General features: G+C 42.2%; 15 protein-coding genes. 4 read left to right on the top strand and 11 right to left on the bottom strand.

The features are described from left to right. Positions 1–166 precede the first annotated feature (166 nt). The 8 genes from U5J89_RS10805 to U5J89_RS10770 form a co-directional block, all read right to left on the bottom strand. Positions 167–1246, bottom strand: a complete 1080-nt coding sequence (locus U5J89_RS10805) for an acyl-CoA reductase (RefSeq protein ID WP_322575642.1) — start codon at positions 1244–1246, stop codon at positions 167–169. Between the two features lie 109 nt (positions 1247–1355). Further along, positions 1356–2336, bottom strand: a complete 981-nt coding sequence (locus tag U5J89_RS10800; RefSeq protein ID WP_322575641.1) for a hypothetical protein — start codon at positions 2334–2336, stop codon at positions 1356–1358. Between the two features lie 97 nt (positions 2337–2433). Then, complete coding sequence (purB, locus tag U5J89_RS10795) at positions 2434–3729, bottom strand: adenylosuccinate lyase (protein ID WP_322575640.1); 1296 nt, start codon at positions 3727–3729, stop codon at positions 2434–2436. A gap of 120 nt (positions 3730–3849) precedes the next feature. Next, complete coding sequence (locus U5J89_RS10790) at positions 3850–5337, bottom strand: M48 family metalloprotease (RefSeq protein WP_322575639.1); 1488 nt, start codon at positions 5335–5337, stop codon at positions 3850–3852. Positions 5338–5412: 75 nt separating this feature from the next. Further along, positions 5413–7314 (bottom strand): DUF2779 domain-containing protein, encoded by a 1902-nt coding sequence (locus U5J89_RS10785; RefSeq protein WP_322575638.1) that lies wholly within the window; start codon positions 7312–7314, stop codon positions 5413–5415. Continuing rightward, positions 7301–8353, bottom strand: a complete 1053-nt coding sequence (murB, locus tag U5J89_RS10780; RefSeq protein WP_322575637.1) for a UDP-N-acetylmuramate dehydrogenase — start codon at positions 8351–8353, stop codon at positions 7301–7303. Before murB ends, U5J89_RS10785 begins: the two co-directional genes overlap by 14 nt. A gap of 32 nt (positions 8354–8385) precedes the next feature. Further along, positions 8386–9756, bottom strand: coding sequence for a gliding motility-associated protein GldE (locus tag U5J89_RS10775; RefSeq protein ID WP_322575636.1), 1371 nt, complete (start codon positions 9754–9756; stop codon positions 8386–8388). A 127-nt stretch (positions 9757–9883) separates the two neighbouring features. Beyond that, positions 9884–10324, bottom strand: coding sequence for a single-stranded DNA-binding protein (locus tag U5J89_RS10770; protein ID WP_322575635.1), 441 nt, complete (start codon positions 10322–10324; stop codon positions 9884–9886). 196 nt (positions 10325–10520) lie between these two features. Between U5J89_RS10770 and U5J89_RS10765 the strand changes: the two genes are divergently transcribed. Then, the gene (locus U5J89_RS10765; protein ID WP_322575634.1) at positions 10521–12275 is read left to right on the top strand and encodes a DUF2207 domain-containing protein; all 1755 of its coding nucleotides are present in this window, start codon (positions 10521–10523) and stop codon (positions 12273–12275) included. On the opposite strand, the gene U5J89_RS10760 is transcribed toward U5J89_RS10765, so the two are convergent. The 3 genes from U5J89_RS10760 to U5J89_RS10750 all read right to left on the bottom strand — a co-directional run bounded on the left by U5J89_RS10760 (position 12272) and on the right by U5J89_RS10750 (position 16744). Beyond that, positions 12272–13957 (bottom strand): acyl-CoA dehydrogenase family protein, encoded by a 1686-nt coding sequence (locus tag U5J89_RS10760; RefSeq protein WP_322575633.1) that lies wholly within the window; start codon positions 13955–13957, stop codon positions 12272–12274. The genes U5J89_RS10765 and U5J89_RS10760 overlap by 4 nt on opposite strands. A gap of 81 nt (positions 13958–14038) precedes the next feature. Beyond that, complete coding sequence (locus U5J89_RS10755) at positions 14039–15232, bottom strand: phosphoglycerate kinase (protein WP_322575632.1); 1194 nt, start codon at positions 15230–15232, stop codon at positions 14039–14041. A gap of 48 nt (positions 15233–15280) precedes the next feature. Next, entirely contained in the window at positions 15281–16744 is a 1464-nt protein-coding gene (locus U5J89_RS10750) for a hypothetical protein (RefSeq protein ID WP_322575631.1), read from the bottom strand. A gap of 157 nt (positions 16745–16901) precedes the next feature. Here U5J89_RS10750 and U5J89_RS10745 point away from each other — a divergent pair, with 157 nt between their 5' ends. Genes U5J89_RS10745 through U5J89_RS10735 form a run of 3 tightly spaced genes read left to right on the top strand, consistent with a single transcriptional unit; the run spans position 16902 to position 18614 of the window. Further along, positions 16902–17315 (top strand): aminotransferase class V-fold PLP-dependent enzyme, encoded by a 414-nt coding sequence (locus U5J89_RS10745; protein ID WP_322575630.1) that lies wholly within the window; start codon positions 16902–16904, stop codon positions 17313–17315. Positions 17316–17322: 7 nt separating this feature from the next. Beyond that, positions 17323–18066, top strand: a complete 744-nt coding sequence (locus U5J89_RS10740; protein ID WP_322575629.1) for a cysteine desulfurase family protein — start codon at positions 17323–17325, stop codon at positions 18064–18066. Then, entirely contained in the window at positions 18063–18614 is a 552-nt protein-coding gene (locus U5J89_RS10735; RefSeq protein WP_322575628.1) for a TIGR00730 family Rossman fold protein, read from the top strand. The genes U5J89_RS10740 and U5J89_RS10735 overlap by 4 nt, the downstream gene beginning before the upstream one ends. The last annotated feature ends 251 nt before the right edge of the window (positions 18615–18865 follow it).

Below are 18865 nucleotides of genomic sequence, written 5' to 3'. Positions count from 1 at the left end.
CCTTTCTTATTTTGTAAAATTTTTGCAGCTGTGAAATATTCAGGAGTGCAATAGATCAAAGCTTAGCTCTTTCGATCCTGGAAAAAACTGTCTGTGATAAGCTGGTTGGACAATTCAGCGAATCCGAGGTTAAATGACAAATTCAACGCTCTTACAAATAAAAAAATTACTTAATATCTATCAGCCATTCCAGTGTATCAACACCATCCGGCTTCCACGATATGGGCGGCTGCTGAGCCTTCGATAGCAGCTCAGTGCGCTCTTTCCACTCTGAAATTTCAACGTCAGAATCCGTCACATAAATACTTTGGAGCTCATCACGATGTTTATCCGCCAACTCGGCCACGGTACCCTCATCTCCCTGCATCCAGTAACACACAAAATCCTGATCCAGCTCCAAACCTCCCTCCTGCAGCAGAAAGTACTCCAGCCAGACCTGCGGGCGCTCGACAGCTTCGTTATAGGCAAACTGCTGCTTCAATTTTGGGGATGGATACTCGTTCTGGGGATTTTTATGCCAGAAGCTTTTAAGATGATCTGTTAACTCCTCCTTTACTTCATTCAACGGAAACGGTGAAACTACGATGGCCACCGATCGACACCCTTTACCTCCATATCGAAATATTGATTCCGTCAAATTCTGCATGGCATGCTCATCTTTTCTATCAAGATATGCCATCGAAAAGTGGGAAGTCCGAATCAAAAATCCAGCATCACGTTTTGCCAAATTAAATTCTTCAATAGCCTCCTTCACTCCCGGAACGGATGACTCTGATCCGGCAAAGATAACAGCATCATGCGGCATCCCTTCAAAATCATCCAAGCGATGAGTCCACTGTACGTCCCGGTCAGACCATAAATCCGTCTTCTTAACCTCATTCAAAAAAGTAGGCAACAAGTACGGATCCTTGCGAGAAATTTTACCCGTATAACGGTCCCCACTTAACAGGGTGGCAAAAGCATCCTGAAAGCCCACCAGAGGCAAATTTCCTGCGTGCAGACATAGTACGTTCTTTTGGGATGCCTTGTTCTCATTAGTCAATCCAGACTGTTCTACCCAATTTCTTATAGCTGATTTACTAATACTTTCCCTAATTGCTTCAATAGCAAAATTGACATCCTCAAAACTGAAATATCCTTCCCGTACAGTCTGATCTATAGCATCCTTTAGAAACAGATTATCATCAGCAAGCCAGTTGCTGCATGCTTTAAGTAAGGTATCTATTCGCTGTTGGATATCTGACATAAGAAAAATATATAACCATTAAAACCCTATGGGCTTGACAAAAACTAAGCTACTAACATATATATTTTCTCCTGTGAAACCCGCAGGGTTTATAATTTTATTCAACCATTTAATCTTCGTCGATTAAAAAATTACAGCCGCGCAAGTCTTTGGGGTTCCAGCGTCCCAGTACCTGGAAACGCCCTTTCTTATCCATAACACCCTTGTCCCCCGTCAACAAAAATGAACAGCTATGTACATTCGCCAGATCAATGACACCAATTAATCCTTCCTTGTATGGCGGCAGAATTTCATCCGGATTTTCGGGGTTACGGATGGTAACCTGCATCCATGGAACGGTAGAAAACCATTTTCCAGGAGCATATGCCTGACTTAATAGCTCTGCCATACCATATTCGGAATGGATGCGACTCCCATCCAGGTTAAATCCCTTGGCCAATATTTTATGAAGCTCCCCGCGAGAAATTTCTCTGCGATGTGTTTTCATTCCTCCTGTCTCAATCACAATGCTCTTCGAGGGCAAATTGATATCGTCAATCTCCAATAAATCCAGCAATCCAAAAGCCGCGCCAAATAGAGTTAACTGTTTTCCCTGTCGATCGACTTCCTTCACTGCTCCGGGATTTATTGGCTCATCAAGCGGTAAAAAACGACTCAATCCACTGTTATCCTGATCAATCAGCTTTTGAATCATATATATTAGCGAGGAATGCGGATTATCGGCGTAACCGGGCGTATAGCCCCATATCACGGCATTATTGAGATTATAAAACTGCTTAAAACCCTTTAACAATGACTCTTCATATAAATTTGAATCATACACCCTGTGAATACTTCGCTGCATATCGGAAGTGCCGCTGCTTTTAAATACGAGCTCAACCTCATCATCGGGATGCGTTGTTACCTTAGTATCTTTAAACGCCTTAATGGGCAATAAAGGAAAAGAGTCAGGATCAGATGATACCTTTCCTAAAGCCTCACAATACCGTCGATAAACGAAATTGTTCTCTAACTGGTATTCGAATACCTGACTGGCTTTCTCCTCAAAAGAAAGCTCATCCGAAAAAATGATATCCGACCAGTTCTCCATAATTGATTTATTTATTGAATAAGGATAGCTCTGTATATACAGATTTACCGTAAATCTTTAATCCGCAGTCATCTGCTGCATCCGTCAAATCTGTATTCTATTCTAATCCAACGCGCTCAAAGATTCTATCCACATTTCTCGTGTGATGATCCAAATCAAAAGCCTCCTCAATTTCTTCCTCAGTTAAGTTTTCCTGCACCGTCTCATCGGCTTCTACCAGATCACGAAACATCCTTTTCTCTTCCCAAGCCTTCATCGCCAGAGGCTGCACGGTATCATAGGCCTTTTCGCGCGACATGCCGGTATCAATCAGCTTATGCAACACACGCTGAGAAAAGGTCAATCCAAACGTCTTATAGATATTATCATGCATATTATCTTCAAAGATGGTTAACTTTTCGACCACGCCCGAAAAGCGATTGAGCATGTAATCCAGCAAAATGGTAGCGTCCGGCAGAATAATTCGCTCTACGGATGAGTGCGATATATCGCGTTCGTGCCAGAGCGGGATATTTTCATAAGCCGACATCATATACCCGCGAAGAACCCGTGAACATCCCGAAATATTCTCCGAGCTTACCGGATTACGTTTATGCGGCATCGAGGATGATCCCTTCTGTCCCTTGCGGAAAAACTCTTCGGCCTCACGAACTTCGCTGCGCTGCAGATGGCGAATTTCCACGGCCATCTTTTCCATCGTTGATCCGATCAGTGCCAGCGTTGAGATATAGTCCGCATGACGATCGCGCTGCAGAGTTTGCGTTGAAATAGGTGCCGGAGAAAGGCCCAACTCTTCACAAACAGAAGCTTCTACTTCAGGTGGAATATTGGCAAACGTACCTACTGAACCACTCATCTTACCAAACTCTACATTTTTAGCAGCCTTCTCAAAACGCTCTTGATTGCGCTTCATCTCGGCATACCACAGTGCACATTTGAGACCAAAGGTCGTAGGTTCGGCATGCACTCCGTGAGTACGTCCCATCATCACGGTATATTTGTGTTTTTTGGCTTTTTCCGCCAGCACATCAATGATTTGCTGAATATCTTTTCGCAGGATCTCGTTAGCCTGCTTAAGTCGTAGACCGTTGGCAGTATCCACGACATCAGTGGAAGTAAGTCCGTAGTGCACCCACTTCTTCTCTTCGCCGAGCGATTCTGATACCGATCGAGTAAACGCCACTACATCGTGCCGGGTCTGCTTTTCGATTTCTTTGATCCGATCAACATCAAAAGACGCATTTTGGTAAAGCTTTTCGACATCTTCTCTGGGGATCTTACCCAATTTGCTCCATGCGTTACAGGCAGCCAGCTCAACCTCCAGCCAAGCTTGAAATTGGTTTTCCAGCGACCAGATATCGGCCATCTCCTTACGGGAATATCGCTCAATCATTATTAATAAATTTGGGCTGTAATTAAATAGAAAGTTCGCCCAAAGATATCGGATTTTTTTACAAAAGTAATAGGTAAATAAGTAATAAATAACCAACAATATTACTTATTGCTTAGCAAACTATCGGCGCGGAATTTTAATCCAGCTGCCCTGTTCGATAAGGGCATCGGAATCAACCTGATTGAGAATTGCCACATTCTCGGACGTAATATCCATTGGTAAATTATCCGTTAATGATGACAAAGGCTGAGACTGATCCACCTTTAGTGTTTGCAAGCGGACAGGCTCCCGATTCAGCTTTTCTTGATCAGTGAGTTTGGCAAAAGAATAGCTATTTTGCTCAAAATTTGATCGATAACTGTCAAATTTTTCGGCCAAACTATAGTTCGTAAATCGATAGATATTACCATCATAGGAAACCGCATAAACCAAAAATTTATACTTCGTCCCATCCTCGGTAGTAGCTATTGCTGTAGCCTCGTAACCGTTCAATCCGTTTTTTTGAGTTGTATTCTGCGACTGTACCGTAAAACCATCCTGAGTTACATAATTCATCACCGAAGTCTGAGGCGTATCCGCTTCACTATCGATCTGCATAAGAGAAATGGCATCCTTGTTTTCATTGACAGCTGCTACCAATGTAGGTTGATTGACAATTTTCCAATTATCGGGATAGTCGAACTGAAACTTCAAATCCGGATGATAAAAGTTGCCATCTTCGGTAAATCCTTCGCGCGGATTTTCACCATAAATCATCCCATCAATCACATTCATATACTGATCCGTATTTTCGATATTCTGCTCATATCCTTTTTGTTGCCATTGCTGTGCCAATTCCGGAATACGCTTGGCACGCTCCGAAGGATCGGGATGCGAAGATTGCCAGCTTGGGATACTTTGTCCCGACTGTTCTGATATTCGTTCAAGCGCCGAAAAGAACCCTGCCCCATCTTCAGCCTCATAGTTTTTCATGGCAGCATATTCTACGCCCAGCTGATCGGATTCGCGTTCATCATCACGACTATAACTCAGAAATAAAAATTGGGCCGCTTGACTCCCCAATTGCAGAACACTTTGACCGGGTACGCCCAATAACTCCTCACCGGCTACCGCTCCGCCAATTAGTGCAAGTTGTCCCATCTGTTGTTCAAAGGCACGTTGAGAAGCATGTCGCGCGGCCACGTGCGCAATTTCGTGCCCCAAGACTACAGCAAGCTGTGCTTCATTTTTAAGATGGGCCAACAATCCGCGTGTCACATAAATATAGCCGCCGGGCAGTGCAAAAGCGTTAACTACCGGACTGTTGAGTACCCGGAAATAGAACTCTGTATTGCGATACTTTGGATCTGTATCTTCGCGACGCATGTGGCTCACCTCCAGCACTTCCTGACCAATACGCTCTACATATTGCTGCACCTCTTTATCATCATACACTCCATATTGCTGCTGTATTTGTTGATCAGCCTCTTTTCCGATCTTTAACTCCTGTTGCCAGCTATATCCATAGGCCCTTTTTGAACCGGTTATCGGACTTTTTTGAACAGTACAAGAGCCTACGAAAAGTACCAGTAATACAGCTGTAAAAAATAATCTTAGAGAAGAAGTCATTGGGTTGATGAATTAATGTTCAGTGGTCAATATTTATAAATGTACGTAATTCCTATATGTTCCAGCTACACAAGTTTAAATTCCCCCCATCTTTACCTGCCAGTGCTGGTAAATCATCATCATAGCCAATGTATCCAGCTCACAATACTTTAGCAACGCATTTTGAAAAGCTTTATGTCTTTCAGGTTCCAATTCCTGCGCAATTATCTTACCGTATACAACCATGGCCTCAGTACCGCGGCGGATAGGTGAATCTCCGGTCTCCATTAAGATAGAATAGGGATTTCGTGCTCCACCCTCATCATCGGACTGCCACCAAATAATATGATCGAAATTGTTGCTCGAATATGGTTTTGAGTAGATGTTTTTTAGATGAGAACTATGGCTCATCACCGAACGAAGCACATCTTTGATACTCAGTGAGTCTTCCATCGCCCTGTTATAGTAAAAGTTCTTTACCAAGCGACTCAAATCTGCAATATAAGGTGGCTGCGAATGTGAAGAGTCATGTCGATTTATGATCTGTTCTATCCAATGTATAAGCTCATTGGCATCAGCGATTTCATCTCGTTCATCTATTAATTCCGAGCGGATTGTTTTTAAAGCATTGCGTTCAAAGTTAGAATACTGTACGATAGTACCTTCTTCGATATCCGGTATTCGTTTCAACTTGCGAACCAGTTCATAGTTAGGATATCCACTTTTGAGATCATCAATCCACTCGCGATGTTTCCACGAACCATCTTGATACAATGTATGACATGAAAACTGGAAAACAACCAGATGGTACGGTCGGCGATTTTTTCGAACTGGTACTGCATAGTTTCCCGCCTCAAAATCAAGGAAGTGCAACGGAAACTGCCAGTTACTTAGTTCTTCAAATAGTACTGGTCGGATAATCTCCTCGGGCACCTCCTCATCCTTGCTTTTATGAACCTGCAGAGCCTGACGCATATCTTGGGAAATGCGTCCTTCCGATTGGATGATGCTTGCTGAACTAAAAATAGTGTCAGCGGGAACATCTTTCTGATCATAATTTCCATTGGAAAGTCGCCGATTGGTACCGGGACCAATTAAATCAAAGATATGATTCTCGGATGGATTTTCTTCCGACATCACCGGCGACCAGCACTCGTTAAATCCACTTTCTTCACCCTCTTTTATTCTTTCCGACTCTATGCGAAATTCACATTTTTTACACTTTAGGCCAACCTCAGGATTGGGATTCTCCTCCCCAAAATACACCGTTGTAAAATAATTTAAGGTCTCTGCGAACGTAGATTTTGGGAGATAGTTTTCAGCAAAACTTGGTTGAGTTAATAACTTCTCCACCACTTCTGTTACATCTAATTTAGCCAACAACTCCTGATTTGAAACATCAATAGATTCGGCTTTGGAACTGTTATCTAAAGGATGTAATAACAAAGGTAGATTATCGGTGTATGCGCTGCTCGACTTTTCCGGCATCACCAGCATTGCTTGAATATCCAAGTCGGGTTGATTCATCTGAATCAAATATACCTGGTAGGCAAAATCCAGGATATACTTTTCCCATTTACTATTGATATGGCCTTTGGCATCTGTAATGCTGTGTTTGCGAGAATCAAAAGCCTTGGTGCGGATATAAAAAACAGTCAGCTTATTACCGTATTTATGAATAATGGGTGAGCGGGCCATCATTTGCTGATACTCAAAAATAGCGTCAAAAAGTACAACCTCATCCTCCTGCAACAACCGGCGGGTTTTATCAGCTGCTTTTTTGATCTCCTTGGCGTCTATAAAAATTCCATTGGGATAAACGGACCGAGCTAAAGCAGTAAGTAATCTTTTATTATAGATGGCATGTTCAATAAACGGTCGCGACTGCTGGTTTTGGGGATAATCCTTACGGTAATAATAAAGCTTAACCGGACACTCCAAACCGGCGCCAAAAAGATGCCGGGTAAAATATTTATCACGATCGTTAAACCTTGCCATCCGAACTCACAATATTCACTTCCGGAACAAGAGCAATACCGAACTTTTCTTTTACCGACTTTTTGATACGGCCGGCCAAATTCAAAATCTCTCTGCCGGTCGCACCACCATGATTTACAATTACCAGCGCCTGCTGCTTATAAGTCCCGGTATTTCCCACCACCTTTCCTTTCCAACCCGCCTCTTCAATCAGCCATCCCGCCGGCACCTTGGTTTTCTGATTTCCCATATCGTAGCCCGGTGCTTCAGGGTACTTCTTTTTGATGCGCTTATAGTCATCATCTTTTACAATGGGATTCTTAAAAAAGCTTCCTGCGTTACCAAGCAAATCGGGATTGGGCAGCTTGCTATTTCTGATATCAATTACGATATCACTGATATCATGAATCGTTGGTTGATCAATATTTCGTTTATCAAGTTCAGACTGGATGGCTCCGTACGAAGTATTTAATTCCGGATTCTTAGACAGTTTCAAAACTACATTGGTGACAATAACAACTCCCTTTAGTTCCCCCTTAAAAATGCTGTCACGATAGCCAAACTCGCAGTGCTCCTTTTCATATCTCCGTGTTTCTCTGCCCTCAATATCCACGGCCTCCAGCCACTCAAAAACTTCTTTAAGCTCCACACCATAAGCACCTATATTTTGAATAGGAGCTGCACCTACCGTCCCGGGAATAAGCGAAAGGTTTTCGATGCCGCCCCATCCTTTATCCACACAATAACGAACCGTTTGGTGCCAATTCTCACCCGCCCCAATCTTTAGCCAGACATTGTCATCTGTTTCTTTAACCACTTCGCGTCCCTTTATCCGGATATGTAGTACTAAGCCGTCAAAGTCATCCCCAAAAAGAACATTACTACCACCACCCAGTACCATAATTTTAAGTCCTTCTGTCTTGGGATGTCGTAATATTTCCTTAAGCTGTATTTCCGATTCTACCGAGGCAAAATAACGCGCTTTCGCAGAAATATTCAGCGTATTATACGGTTGTAAATCAACATCAGTTTTTACTAACGATTCAAAATCGGTGCTCATTTATACGGTTATACTGTTTGCTTGCAAAGATTTTACGATTTAGGACGATCCTGAACTTTAACACGAAGCTTTTTTACGCGATTATTTTTTACTGAATGGATCGTAAGCTCCAGATTATTATAGTAAACTCGTTCGCCTACATTGGGAATTCGTTCCGTAAGATGATAAACGAGTCCACCGAGTGTTTCATACTCATCATCTTCAGCGGTGAGCTCAATATTTAGTATATCCTCCATATCATCGAGGTCAATCTTGGCATCAAAAATGTATACACCACTTTTAAATTTTGTGTAAAGACTTTCTTCCACATCATCATACTCATCAGATATTTCTCCGACAATTTCCTCCAAAATATCATCCAGCGTGATTAGTCCCTCAGTACCGCCGTATTCATCAACCACAATAGCAATATGCGTTTTTTCCTGTTGAAAATCGCGAAGGAGATCATCTACTTTTTTAGTAGACGGAACAAAAAGAGCTTTACGCGCAATAGTACGCCAATTTATGGTTGTCCGTTCGATATCAGAGTTAATATAAGGCAGTACATCTTTGGAGTGAATAACCCCCAATATATTATCCAAATCGTTCTCATATATCGGCATCCGCGAGAGTCCCTTTTCCCTGATGAGCTGCAATACTTCATTCAGGGAGTTGTCAGTAGAAATAGCAACAATATTAACCCGTGAGGTCATTATCTCACGAACTGTAGTTGTCCCGAATTCGATCACATTTTCAATAATCTCTCGCTCGTCACTTCTTATGGATCCCTCCTGCTCACTTACCTCGGCCATCGTCATTATATCTTCTGAGGTCATCTTACTATCCGGTTTGGGCAATCTCTCTTCCAAACTAAGCGTACTATTGGCAATAAGACTCGAAAGCGGGGTGAGTAACTTAAATAACACATAGATAAAAGAGCTTATCCGACGCGCACTTTTTAAGGGATTATTTATAGCAATAACTTTGGGCGTAATTTCGCTGAGAATTAAAATCATGAACGTCAAGACAATTACTTCCAACGTATAGATCAAAACTTCAGAAAGCCCAAAATAGGCAACAATATTCCCGGCTACCACGGCAGCCAACACTGATGCCACAATATTAGCAAACGTATTACAAATCAGAATTGTAGCCAATAATCGTCGTGGATACGCCAGCATTTTGGAAATAAGACGATCTATGGATCCTTCTGTATCCTTATCGGTTAGCAGATCTTGTTGATTAATAACAGAGAAAAAGGCTACCTCAGCGCCCGAAAAAAGAGCAGAAAAAAGAAGCCCTGAAATAATTATTACAATCTGTATTGTTAACGCTACAGGATCTATTGTAGAATCAATAAGAACAGATTCCCCCTGGCGGGAAATAAAATCGAAAATAAACAGTAAACTACTCGGGTCGTCCAACTACCTATTTTTATTTTGGGATTGCCTTAAAGCTATTGACTGTAGCTATGCAGTGCAAGAAAAGTAAAAAGCGGCAAGGAAATTCCCCGCCGCTTTTAAATCTATGCTAAATATAATACGGATACCATTAAAATGGTAGGTCGTCGTCGATATCGTCAAAATCTTCATTTAAGTCGACATTGCTCGATACCGGTTGCGAATTATCCGGCTTGGATGGCACATCGCCGCCGCCTTCACCTTTACTGTCAAGCATCGTCATAGTCAACGCTTTTATCTCTGTAGAGTAACGCGTTTGACCTTCTTTATCTTCCCACTTGCGTGTTTGAATAGGACCTTCAATATAAACCTGTGATCCCTTCTTTAGATATTCCTGGCAAATTTCGGCCAATCTTCCCCAGGCCACAACGCGGTGCCATTCGGTATTCTCTTTCCATTCGCCCTGTTTATCCTTATAACGCTCAGATGTTGCAACAGATAAGTTTGCTACGGCTGTATTGGACTGCGTATAACGTACGTCTGGATCTTGTCCCAATCGGCCGATAATCATTGCTTTATTGAGTGAACTCATAATATTTCCTCGTTTGTTTTTATTGTTTCGTTCTAAAGGTAAGATATATTTCGGAGGAAATCCTTACAGAAAAAATTCTTGGTAAACCCCTTACCTATTATTAAATAGGTAAAAAATATTATCCGGAATTAAAATTATTACATTATCATATCGCTGTGAAATAAAGCAGTATATCCTTAAAGAATAATATTCTGGCATGTGGATTAGAGCACTCATTCTCTCAATGTTACTGATTGGAAGCAGTTTTCTTTCTGCTTCGGCAAAATCATTTGAAATCCCTGATGTTCGAGTAGAAGTTACGATCAACAAAGATGGTACTATTCATGTTACCGAACACCTGACTTATGTTTTTGATGGGGATTTTTCCTGGGCAGAATACCAAATACCCCGACAAGGATTTTCGGCTATTAGAAACATCCAGATTAAGGAAAATGGGAAATCGTATGTCAATAAAAATACTAAATCAGCCGGGACATTTAGCGTAGCACAAAATGAGAAAGCAATTAAGGTTAGGTGGTACTATACAGCGGAGAATGAAAAACGAATATTTACCATTTCATATGTCTTGGTAGGAGCACTAACTGTTGGTCCTCAATGGTCTCAGTTTTTCTGGAATTATTTATCGGATGAAAGAGACAAATCCACCAGCCAGCTTAATATTAGTATTCAGCTACCCGATTCAGTATCAGCTGACTCGCTTTTCGGTTGGACACGAAGGCCCAAAGGGCAATTTAACCTCCAACAATCCCCCGGAACGTTCACATTCAATGCTTCCAATATTGATGATGATGAATTTGCGAAAGTCAGAGTGTTATTTCCCACAACAGTGCTAAATAAGTCACAAATTTCTACCACTAACGAAGATTTCTCTCTTAATCAGGCTCAAAAAGAGGAGCAAGCCTACCAGGAAAAACGTGATCAAAAAATAGAACAACAGGAGTATCTTTCTGATCTTTGGGAAACGCTGAACTATATTATCATCCTATTTAGCGTTGGTGGATTTTATTTCCTCTATCAAAAATACGGAAAGCGACATTCCACCTCCCGTTTTTCATCCACAGAAACAATTATGGTACCGGCCCAAATTCGCCCTGCTGCTATTGGATGGCTTATGCTGGGGAGAAATATCACCAGCAACTTGCTCATGGCTACAGTTCTTGATCTGGCCAGAGAAGGATATTTTAACATACAAGAGGAACCACCCGAAGAAGGATTTTTGGCTGATGACAAACCTACCTTTTCGATTGAACGAACAACAAAACAATTGAATAATAAAGAGTTACAGGAATGGGAGAAACAAATTCTCACCTTTGTTGAGCAACGTATTAAAGATGGACATCGGAAATTGCATAAAATCTTTGAAGGAACTAATTCTGAGGTATCTTCATGGTTTACTAAGTGGAAAAATGAATTAAAAGAGTATGCATTTGATCAAGAATGGATTGACAAGCAAAGCTACACCGGTTGCTACCTAAATATTGCTATACAATCATTACTTCTTATAGCAAGTATACCGGCACTCATTTATGCAGGTCCGGTTGGATTAATAGCCCTATTTGTTACTATATTTGCGTTGATATTTTCTTTTCTGATCATTCGCCGCACTTCCGAAGGTGAAGAAGTATATCATCAATGGAGTAACTACAAAGAAGGCCTTAAAAATGCCAAGGAGCACAATATTTCTTCCGATAAGCTGGATAAGCATTTTATCTACGGACTGGCTTTCGGCCTGGGAGAAGAAGAACTTGAAAACATCATCGCTACAAATACTGACGCTGTACCTGTTATAACCTGGTTTACTTTTAGCTCAAATACTTCCACGGTAGCAAATGTTGCCAGCAGCTTTTCTACACTCGGGGCAACCGGCACAACTTCTTTTCCTGGTACATCCGGCGGAACAGGAGCTTCTGCCAGTGCTGCGGGTGGCGGTGCTTCGGCAAGTGCAGGCTAATACTCCCAGCCAATCAACCTTTCGATCTGACCAATTTCCAGCGGATTCTGTGGACTTAGACCGTTATCAAAAGTAGATGCAAGATAATTAAGCGCAATACCAAATCGCTTATTATTACCCGTTTGTTTTTCATCTACAAGTAAAGCCATCTGAAAAAGCCTGATTAATTGCTTGAACAATGGTTTCGCAGTGGCCTCGACCTTATCACGATCATTCAACGTACTAATATCTTTCCATATCGTTTTTATTTTAGTCAGTTTCTCTGCCATAAGTCCACCGTATTCCGACGATTGGTCAGCTGCTTGTTCAATCATCTCAAAAATAATATCCAGTCCCCGTGATTTTTCCGTAGCACGAAGCATATCCAACACAATAATATTTCCCGAACCCTCCCAGATGGGCAGCACATTGATATCCCGAAGTAATTTGGGCATTACAAAATCCTCGATATAGCCGTTGCCACCCATCAGTTCCATACATTCTCGGACGCCGTAAACAGCATTCTCAGCCGACCACCACTTGGCCATGGGGGTTATCATCCGCAACAGATGTTGTTCATCCTCATCTCCTTTTTCAGCCGCATCCATCGCTCGCAATCCACGCCAAACAAGCAGAAAATCAGCCAAATACTTTGCTCCCAACTCGAGAAATTTTTCTCTGATAAGTGCATGTTCAACCGCTCGTTTTCCAAAGGTTTTACGATGATTCAGATACTGCCATGCCTCAATAATCGCACGGCGATTCCCAGCCAGAGCGGCCACAGAGTTATAATTTCGAGAAATATTGATCATCTGAGCCATAATTTTAAATCCTTCGCCCTCTTTCCCTAGCCTCTTCCCCACCGTATTTTGAAATCGAACTTCTGCCGAAGCCATCGAGCGCACACCCAGTTTATCTTTAAGACGAATAATCTCCATTGGATTTCGCTCATCATTTGGCAACTCTTTTTCCACCAAGAAAAGTGATAGTCCACGAGTACCCTTTTCCACCGGCCCGGTTCTGGCCAGTACCATAATAACATCCGCGTTGACGTTACTACAAAACCATTTTTCACCATTCAGTCGGTATTCATCTCCGTTTATTTTTTCTGCTGTGCACAAATTAGCACCTACATCCGAGCCCCCGGACTTCTCCGTCAAAAACATGGCTCCCGAATAAAGCCTATTTCCCTCTTTAGCTCCCAGCTTTGGTAAAAGCCGTTTTTTATCTTCCTTATCGGCAAACTGTTCCACTAAATAGGCCGCGCCGTCGGTCATGCAATGGGGACAGTACTGTCCCAATTCGCTCATCGCATACAGCTGACCGAGCGCAAATCCCATTTGATGGCGTTTCCCCAAAAACGCTTCCTTTTTCTCGGGATGATATTTCAAATAAAACATCTCCGATTCAGCGGCAATATCCATCAAATCCCAATAGGAAGGATGAAATTCGATTTCGTCAATATCCTCACCAAGCTTGTTGCGCTTTTTTAATACCGGTCCGTTTTTATCCGCCTTCTGCGAAAGCTCATCCATATGAGTTGCCGCTACTTCTCCCAACTGATTCAATTTTCCATCCAGAAATTGTTTGGCCTGCGCGGTAAAATGCCGGTTTATGTAATCACGGAGAATTAAATCAGACTTGTAAAAATTTTGGCTGGTTTTGAAATCATCAGTGAGCACTTGATTTTTGGGATGTGACATGATAAACCTCTCTGGGCTATTTATTAAATAAGATGCCCGGCACTTTGAAAGTGCCGGGCATCTATCTCAATTAAAAAACGTTTACTTATCCGTGAGTGCCACCACACCGGGCAGATCTTTGCCTTCGAGGAACATCAGGCTAGCTCCGCCGCCGGTAGAAACATGCGATACCGCTTCTTCAAGTCCGGCTTGTTTAATAGCTGATGCCGAATCACCGCCGCCAATAATCGTAGTTCCACCGAGCTTTGTGGATTCTGCAAGAGCTTCTGCCACAGCATTAGTTCCGTCAGCATAATTTTCCATCTCAAAAACGCCCATTGGGCCATTCCAGACTACCGTTTTTGCATTTTTAATGATATTGCCGAACGAAATAGCAGTTTGCGGACCAATATCTACGCCCATCCAACCATCTTCAATACCATCCTCATCAACGACTTTGTGCTCTGCATCATTTTTGAATTCTTTGGCTGACACCGAATCAACAGGCAACACAAAATTGACGTCCTTTTCATCGGCTTTCTGCATCAATTCTTTCGCCAAGTCAACTTTATCATCCTCAACCAGCGAATCGCCAATAGGCAGACCTTTGGCTTTATAGAATGTGTACGTCATCCCACCTCCAATAAGTATGCTGTCCACCTTATCCAACAAATTTTCAATCACTCCAATCTTGTCAGATACTTTAGCTCCACCCAAAATCGCCACAAAAGGTCTGTTAGGATCGTTGATGGAGTCATTCAAATATTTAATCTCCTTTTCCAACAAATATCCCGACACAGCCGGCTGCAGAAAACGCGTTACCCCGGCCACCGACGAGTGTGCCCGGTGACTACTTCCAAAAGCATCATTACAAAATAAGTCGCCGTGCTTAGCAAGTTGCTTACAAAACTCTTCGTCATTGGCTTTTTCTCCCTTGTGAAAGCGAACATTTTCCAGCAGTACAATCTCACCTTCTTCAGCCTTATCTATAACAGTTTTTGCTTTCTCTCCGATACAATCCTCGGCAAAGTGTACTTTTGCATCGACCAGTGTTTGTAGGTGCTCAGCTACCGGTTTTAAACTCAGTGTATCGTCAACCTCTCCTCCGGGGCGTCCAAGGTGACTCATAAGAATGAGCTTACCACCATTCTCCGTTACATAATTAATGGATGGCAATGCCTGTACCATACGATTATCATCGCCAATTTTACCATCTTTTATAGGCACGTTAAAATCTACCCGCATCAATACCTTTTTGCCTTCAACCTGTACATCTTCAAGCGTCATCTTATCCATAAGTAGCAGTAATTTTTAAGCTGATTAACTAATAATTTATGGGGGAATTTACCAGCTTATTGAAAGCCGTCCAAACCCGCCATCAAACCATGTAGGATCACCTATTACTTTTTCAGTGCCTCGTCCGGTTTGCCAATCTCGATCAAGATCGTAAGAGATCCCAGCCAGTAAATAAAAGTGGGGGCTAAATCGATAACCAATGGAATAGGTAAAACGGGCATTATAATCCCTTACGATGCTGTATGTCCTTCTAAATTCAAAACTCCGCACACCGTTTGATGCTTTTTCTCCCTGCGGTCGGCTGTACTCGGCATGAAACTCCAGTCCTGTTCTGAGCCCGGTATCAACAGGATCATAAAACACCCTGCTTTTAAAACTGACAGGTTCTTCCAAGTAGTCGAACGGTACCCTCTCGAAACTGTGTCTCCTTAAATCTCCGGGTACCTTCTCTCCCTGCAGCCGATCGGTATCGTGCCCATACCAAAGCCATTGTTCCAAAACAAATGAGTTTACTCTGCCGGTGGCATACAGACCCAACTGATTAGTGATCTGCCAATTACCAAAATTGAGGTGATAATTCGAATTCAACGTGGGCTTTCTTTTTAATTTTGAGAAGGTTCGCTGATATGTTAATCCAACAGTAAAAAGAGGATGATCATATTCAACCAATCCCCCCACATAATGCGCCCACTCTTCATCGATATAGTTACTGGTATCGGCATGTACTTCTACCCTTTTTCGCGAATACGTTTGCAAGCCTCCCATAAATTCTATTTTCAACCTATTGGATTGGGAGCTCGTATATTTCAGCGAAAACAATTCCGGACTATTGGAATATTGGTGAGTAACCTCGTACCGTTTATTCCATTTATTTCGACTGTCTTTTGCTAAATCCTGAACAACATTACTGCCCCAATCAAGTATACTTGCACTCACTTCAATCATACCGTCATCAAAGTTTCCGTACCGATAGAACAAAGTAGCATCAAGATCGGCTTTTTCCTGGCTCAGTGTATGACTCACTCCTAAATAGTGCTTGCCAGTAATATTTCTGGTATAGCCGAGATTGAACAGAAATCGATTTGCACGAATGTTTTCTGCATGATACCCATCAATAGAAAGTTGATTCTTATTATTAAAAGTAATATCACTTTTAATCGTATTTTCGACCGCAAAATCCGTGGCATTTAAACTGCCTGTCGTCATTCGATACGCATTCTCAGCTTGTTCAAAATCATAATCCTGAAATAACGTAAATCGGTAAGTAATTAAATCCAGATTGTGCTCGGGACTCATTTCGTTAAGATGCTCGCGAAACAATCCTCGATTAAAATGAGTGCCACCGTAATTATGAGAACGATCCAGCATAAAATTTCGGATTCTCTGCTCCCATCCCAGTAACGTAGCTGTTGATGTGGAATCCTGTGCACTGGCAGTATTGAATAGAGCAAGTTGAAAAACAAATACCAAGACACTCAAAAATGCTATTCTGGAAGAAAACCGGTTGTCCATTGATGATAGTCGGGATTAAATATTAATCAATTTTTTGAGCAAACAGGATGTCTGAATAGACCAATGGTACTATAAACTATGAGTACAGTCAAACCCTGCTTTTCTATCCAAAATTAAATATCTTTGATTGATCAATTAAAAAACTAAAAATGTAGATATGGATACCGTTTATTTCGATCATGCCGCTACTACTCCGGTGGATGAGCGCGTACTTGAAGCAATGAGCCCTTACTTTACGAAGCACTATGGAAATGCCAATTCTCCCCACGGATTAGGTAATAATGCCAAAGTTGCTGTTGAGGAAGCAAGGGAGAATATTGCCGAAATGATCGGTGCCGAACCTGCCGAAATTATCTTTACCAGTGGAGGTACTGAAAGTGACAACAGTGCCATTAAAGGAGTTGTTAACGCTACGGGCAAAACAGAAGTCATCACTTCTCCGCTTGAACATCATGCCGTACTGCATACCGCTGAGGCTTTAAAACGCCATGGAGCCAAGCCTGTGTACTTGGAGCCGAATTCTAAAGGGATTATCACCGCGGAGAAAGTCGAGGAAAGCGATCAACGATAATACGGCGATGGTTTCGCTAATGCACGTCAATAACGAAATTGGCTCCATCAATCCTTTAGCAGAAATCAGCAAAGTTTGTAAAGAACACAACATTCCCTTCCATTCTGATACCGTTCAAAGCGTTGGTAAAATTCCGGTTGATGTGGATGAGCTGGGACTCGATTTTTTGAGCATCAGCGGACATAAAATTTACGGCCCAAAAGGTATTGGGGTGATGTATATGCGTCATGCCACACCATGGATTCCCTGGATGCACGGAGGTTCGCAAGAACGACGTCGACGCGGTGGCACGCTAAATGTTCCCGGCATCATAGGCTTGGCAAAAGCAATGGGACTGGCACAAAACGAAATGGACGACCATCGTAAACACTTCATCAAATTGCGCAAAAAGCTTATTAGCGGACTTGATGAAAAATTTGGAGATCGCTACCACATTAATGGGGATACTAAAAATGGCGTTCCCCATATTATTAATGTCTCCTTTAAGGATTCAAACGGAAGTGGTATCGACGGAGAGATGCTCATTCTAAATCTAGATGTGGAAAACATTTGTGTGTCGAACGGATCGGCCTGCACTTCAGGGGCTATGGAACCCTCCCATGTGCTAAGTGGCATCGGACTCGAAGATAAAATTGCCAATTCAAGTATTCGTATCAGCCTGGGTAAACAAAATACAATTGAAGAGATCGACTACTTTCTCGAAAAAATCGAAGTTGTCGTAGAACGCATGATGTCAACAGCTAAAGTATGAGTTTTAAAAAACGAGTTTGCGTTTACTGCGGATCCAAAACTGGTAATAATTCTTCCTTTATCCCGCAGACCAAAGCATTGGGACATGCCTTGGCATCCAATAATATTGGACTGGTTTATGGCGGCGGGTCGGTAGGATTAATGAATAAAATTGCCAATGCTACTCTTTCTCGCGGCGGACAAGTCCACGGTGTAATTCCACAGCATCTATATGATATGGAGGTCGCTCACGAAAATCTCACCGCCCTGCATATCACCGATACCATGCATGAACGGAAAGCGATGATGGCCGAATTATCTGATGCGTTTATCGCCCTACCCGGCGGCTTTGGCACGTTCGAAGAGCTAATGGAAGCCATCACCTGGCTACAGCTTGGCATCCATGAAAAGACAGTAATTATATTCAATATTGATGGGTACTACGATAAGTTGATTGAGTTTATTGACGAGGCTGTCGAAAATAAATTTATTACCGAATCAAATCGAACGTTATTAAAAACAGCAGAAAGCATAGACGAATGCCTGAACCATCTGCCGTTTTATAAATAACTGAGCAAACAATTTTCTGATTTATTGGTAATTTCAAGTATTAGAGGCCTTTACAAAACCCGGAAAATGAGCTTGTCATTTATTTTAGGCAATGCCACTACCAGTAGAAACCACATAAAAAAGCAGTGTCATTACGAGGTCGGCTTGCCCGACCGCGGTAATCTCCTCGATGAAATTCGCGTAGGATCTGAGGGGTAATCTTTTATTAGGCAGACAACTATTTCCAGTAGATTGCCACGCTTCGCTCGCAA

Origin of the sequence: Fodinibius sp. (assembly GCF_034521915.1) — a bacterium.
Taxonomy (GTDB): Bacteria; Bacteroidota; Rhodothermia; order Balneolales; family Balneolaceae; genus Fodinibius.
The sequence above is the reverse complement of the archived record's forward strand: the minus strand, read 5'-3'. Positions and strand labels throughout refer to the sequence as shown.

What these genes read in the sequence shown, in the direction of transcription:
- U5J89_RS10770 (WP_322575635.1), bottom strand. Translation starts at nt 10,324, where the DNA reads ATGAGTTCACTCAATAAAGCAATGATTATCGGCCGATTGGGACAAGAT.
- purB (WP_322575640.1), bottom strand. Translation starts at nt 3,729, where the DNA reads ATGATTGAGCGATATTCCCGTAAGGAGATGGCCGATATCTGGTCGCTG.
- U5J89_RS10765 (WP_322575634.1), top strand. Translation starts at nt 10,521, where the DNA reads ATGTGGATTAGAGCACTCATTCTCTCAATGTTACTGATTGGAAGCAGT.
- U5J89_RS10800 (WP_322575641.1), bottom strand. Translation starts at nt 2,336, where the DNA reads ATGGAGAACTGGTCGGATATCATTTTTTCGGATGAGCTTTCTTTTGAG.
- U5J89_RS10750 (WP_322575631.1), bottom strand. Translation starts at nt 16,744, where the DNA reads ATGGACAACCGGTTTTCTTCCAGAATAGCATTTTTGAGTGTCTTGGTA.
- U5J89_RS10760 (WP_322575633.1), bottom strand. Translation starts at nt 13,957, where the DNA reads ATGTCACATCCCAAAAATCAAGTGCTCACTGATGATTTCAAAACCAGC.
- U5J89_RS10790 (WP_322575639.1), bottom strand. Translation starts at nt 5,337, where the DNA reads ATGACTTCTTCTCTAAGATTATTTTTTACAGCTGTATTACTGGTACTT.
- U5J89_RS10735 (WP_322575628.1), top strand. Translation starts at nt 18,063, where the DNA reads ATGAGTTTTAAAAAACGAGTTTGCGTTTACTGCGGATCCAAAACTGGT.
- murB (WP_322575637.1), bottom strand. Translation starts at nt 8,353, where the DNA reads ATGAGCACCGATTTTGAATCGTTAGTAAAAACTGATGTTGATTTACAA.
- U5J89_RS10805 (WP_322575642.1), bottom strand. Translation starts at nt 1,246, where the DNA reads ATGTCAGATATCCAACAGCGAATAGATACCTTACTTAAAGCATGCAGC.
- U5J89_RS10745 (WP_322575630.1), top strand. Translation starts at nt 16,902, where the DNA reads ATGGATACCGTTTATTTCGATCATGCCGCTACTACTCCGGTGGATGAG.
- U5J89_RS10785 (WP_322575638.1), bottom strand. Translation starts at nt 7,314, where the DNA reads ATGGCAAGGTTTAACGATCGTGATAAATATTTTACCCGGCATCTTTTT.
- U5J89_RS10755 (WP_322575632.1), bottom strand. Translation starts at nt 15,232, where the DNA reads ATGGATAAGATGACGCTTGAAGATGTACAGGTTGAAGGCAAAAAGGTA.
- U5J89_RS10740 (WP_322575629.1), top strand. Translation starts at nt 17,323, where the DNA reads ATGGTTTCGCTAATGCACGTCAATAACGAAATTGGCTCCATCAATCCT.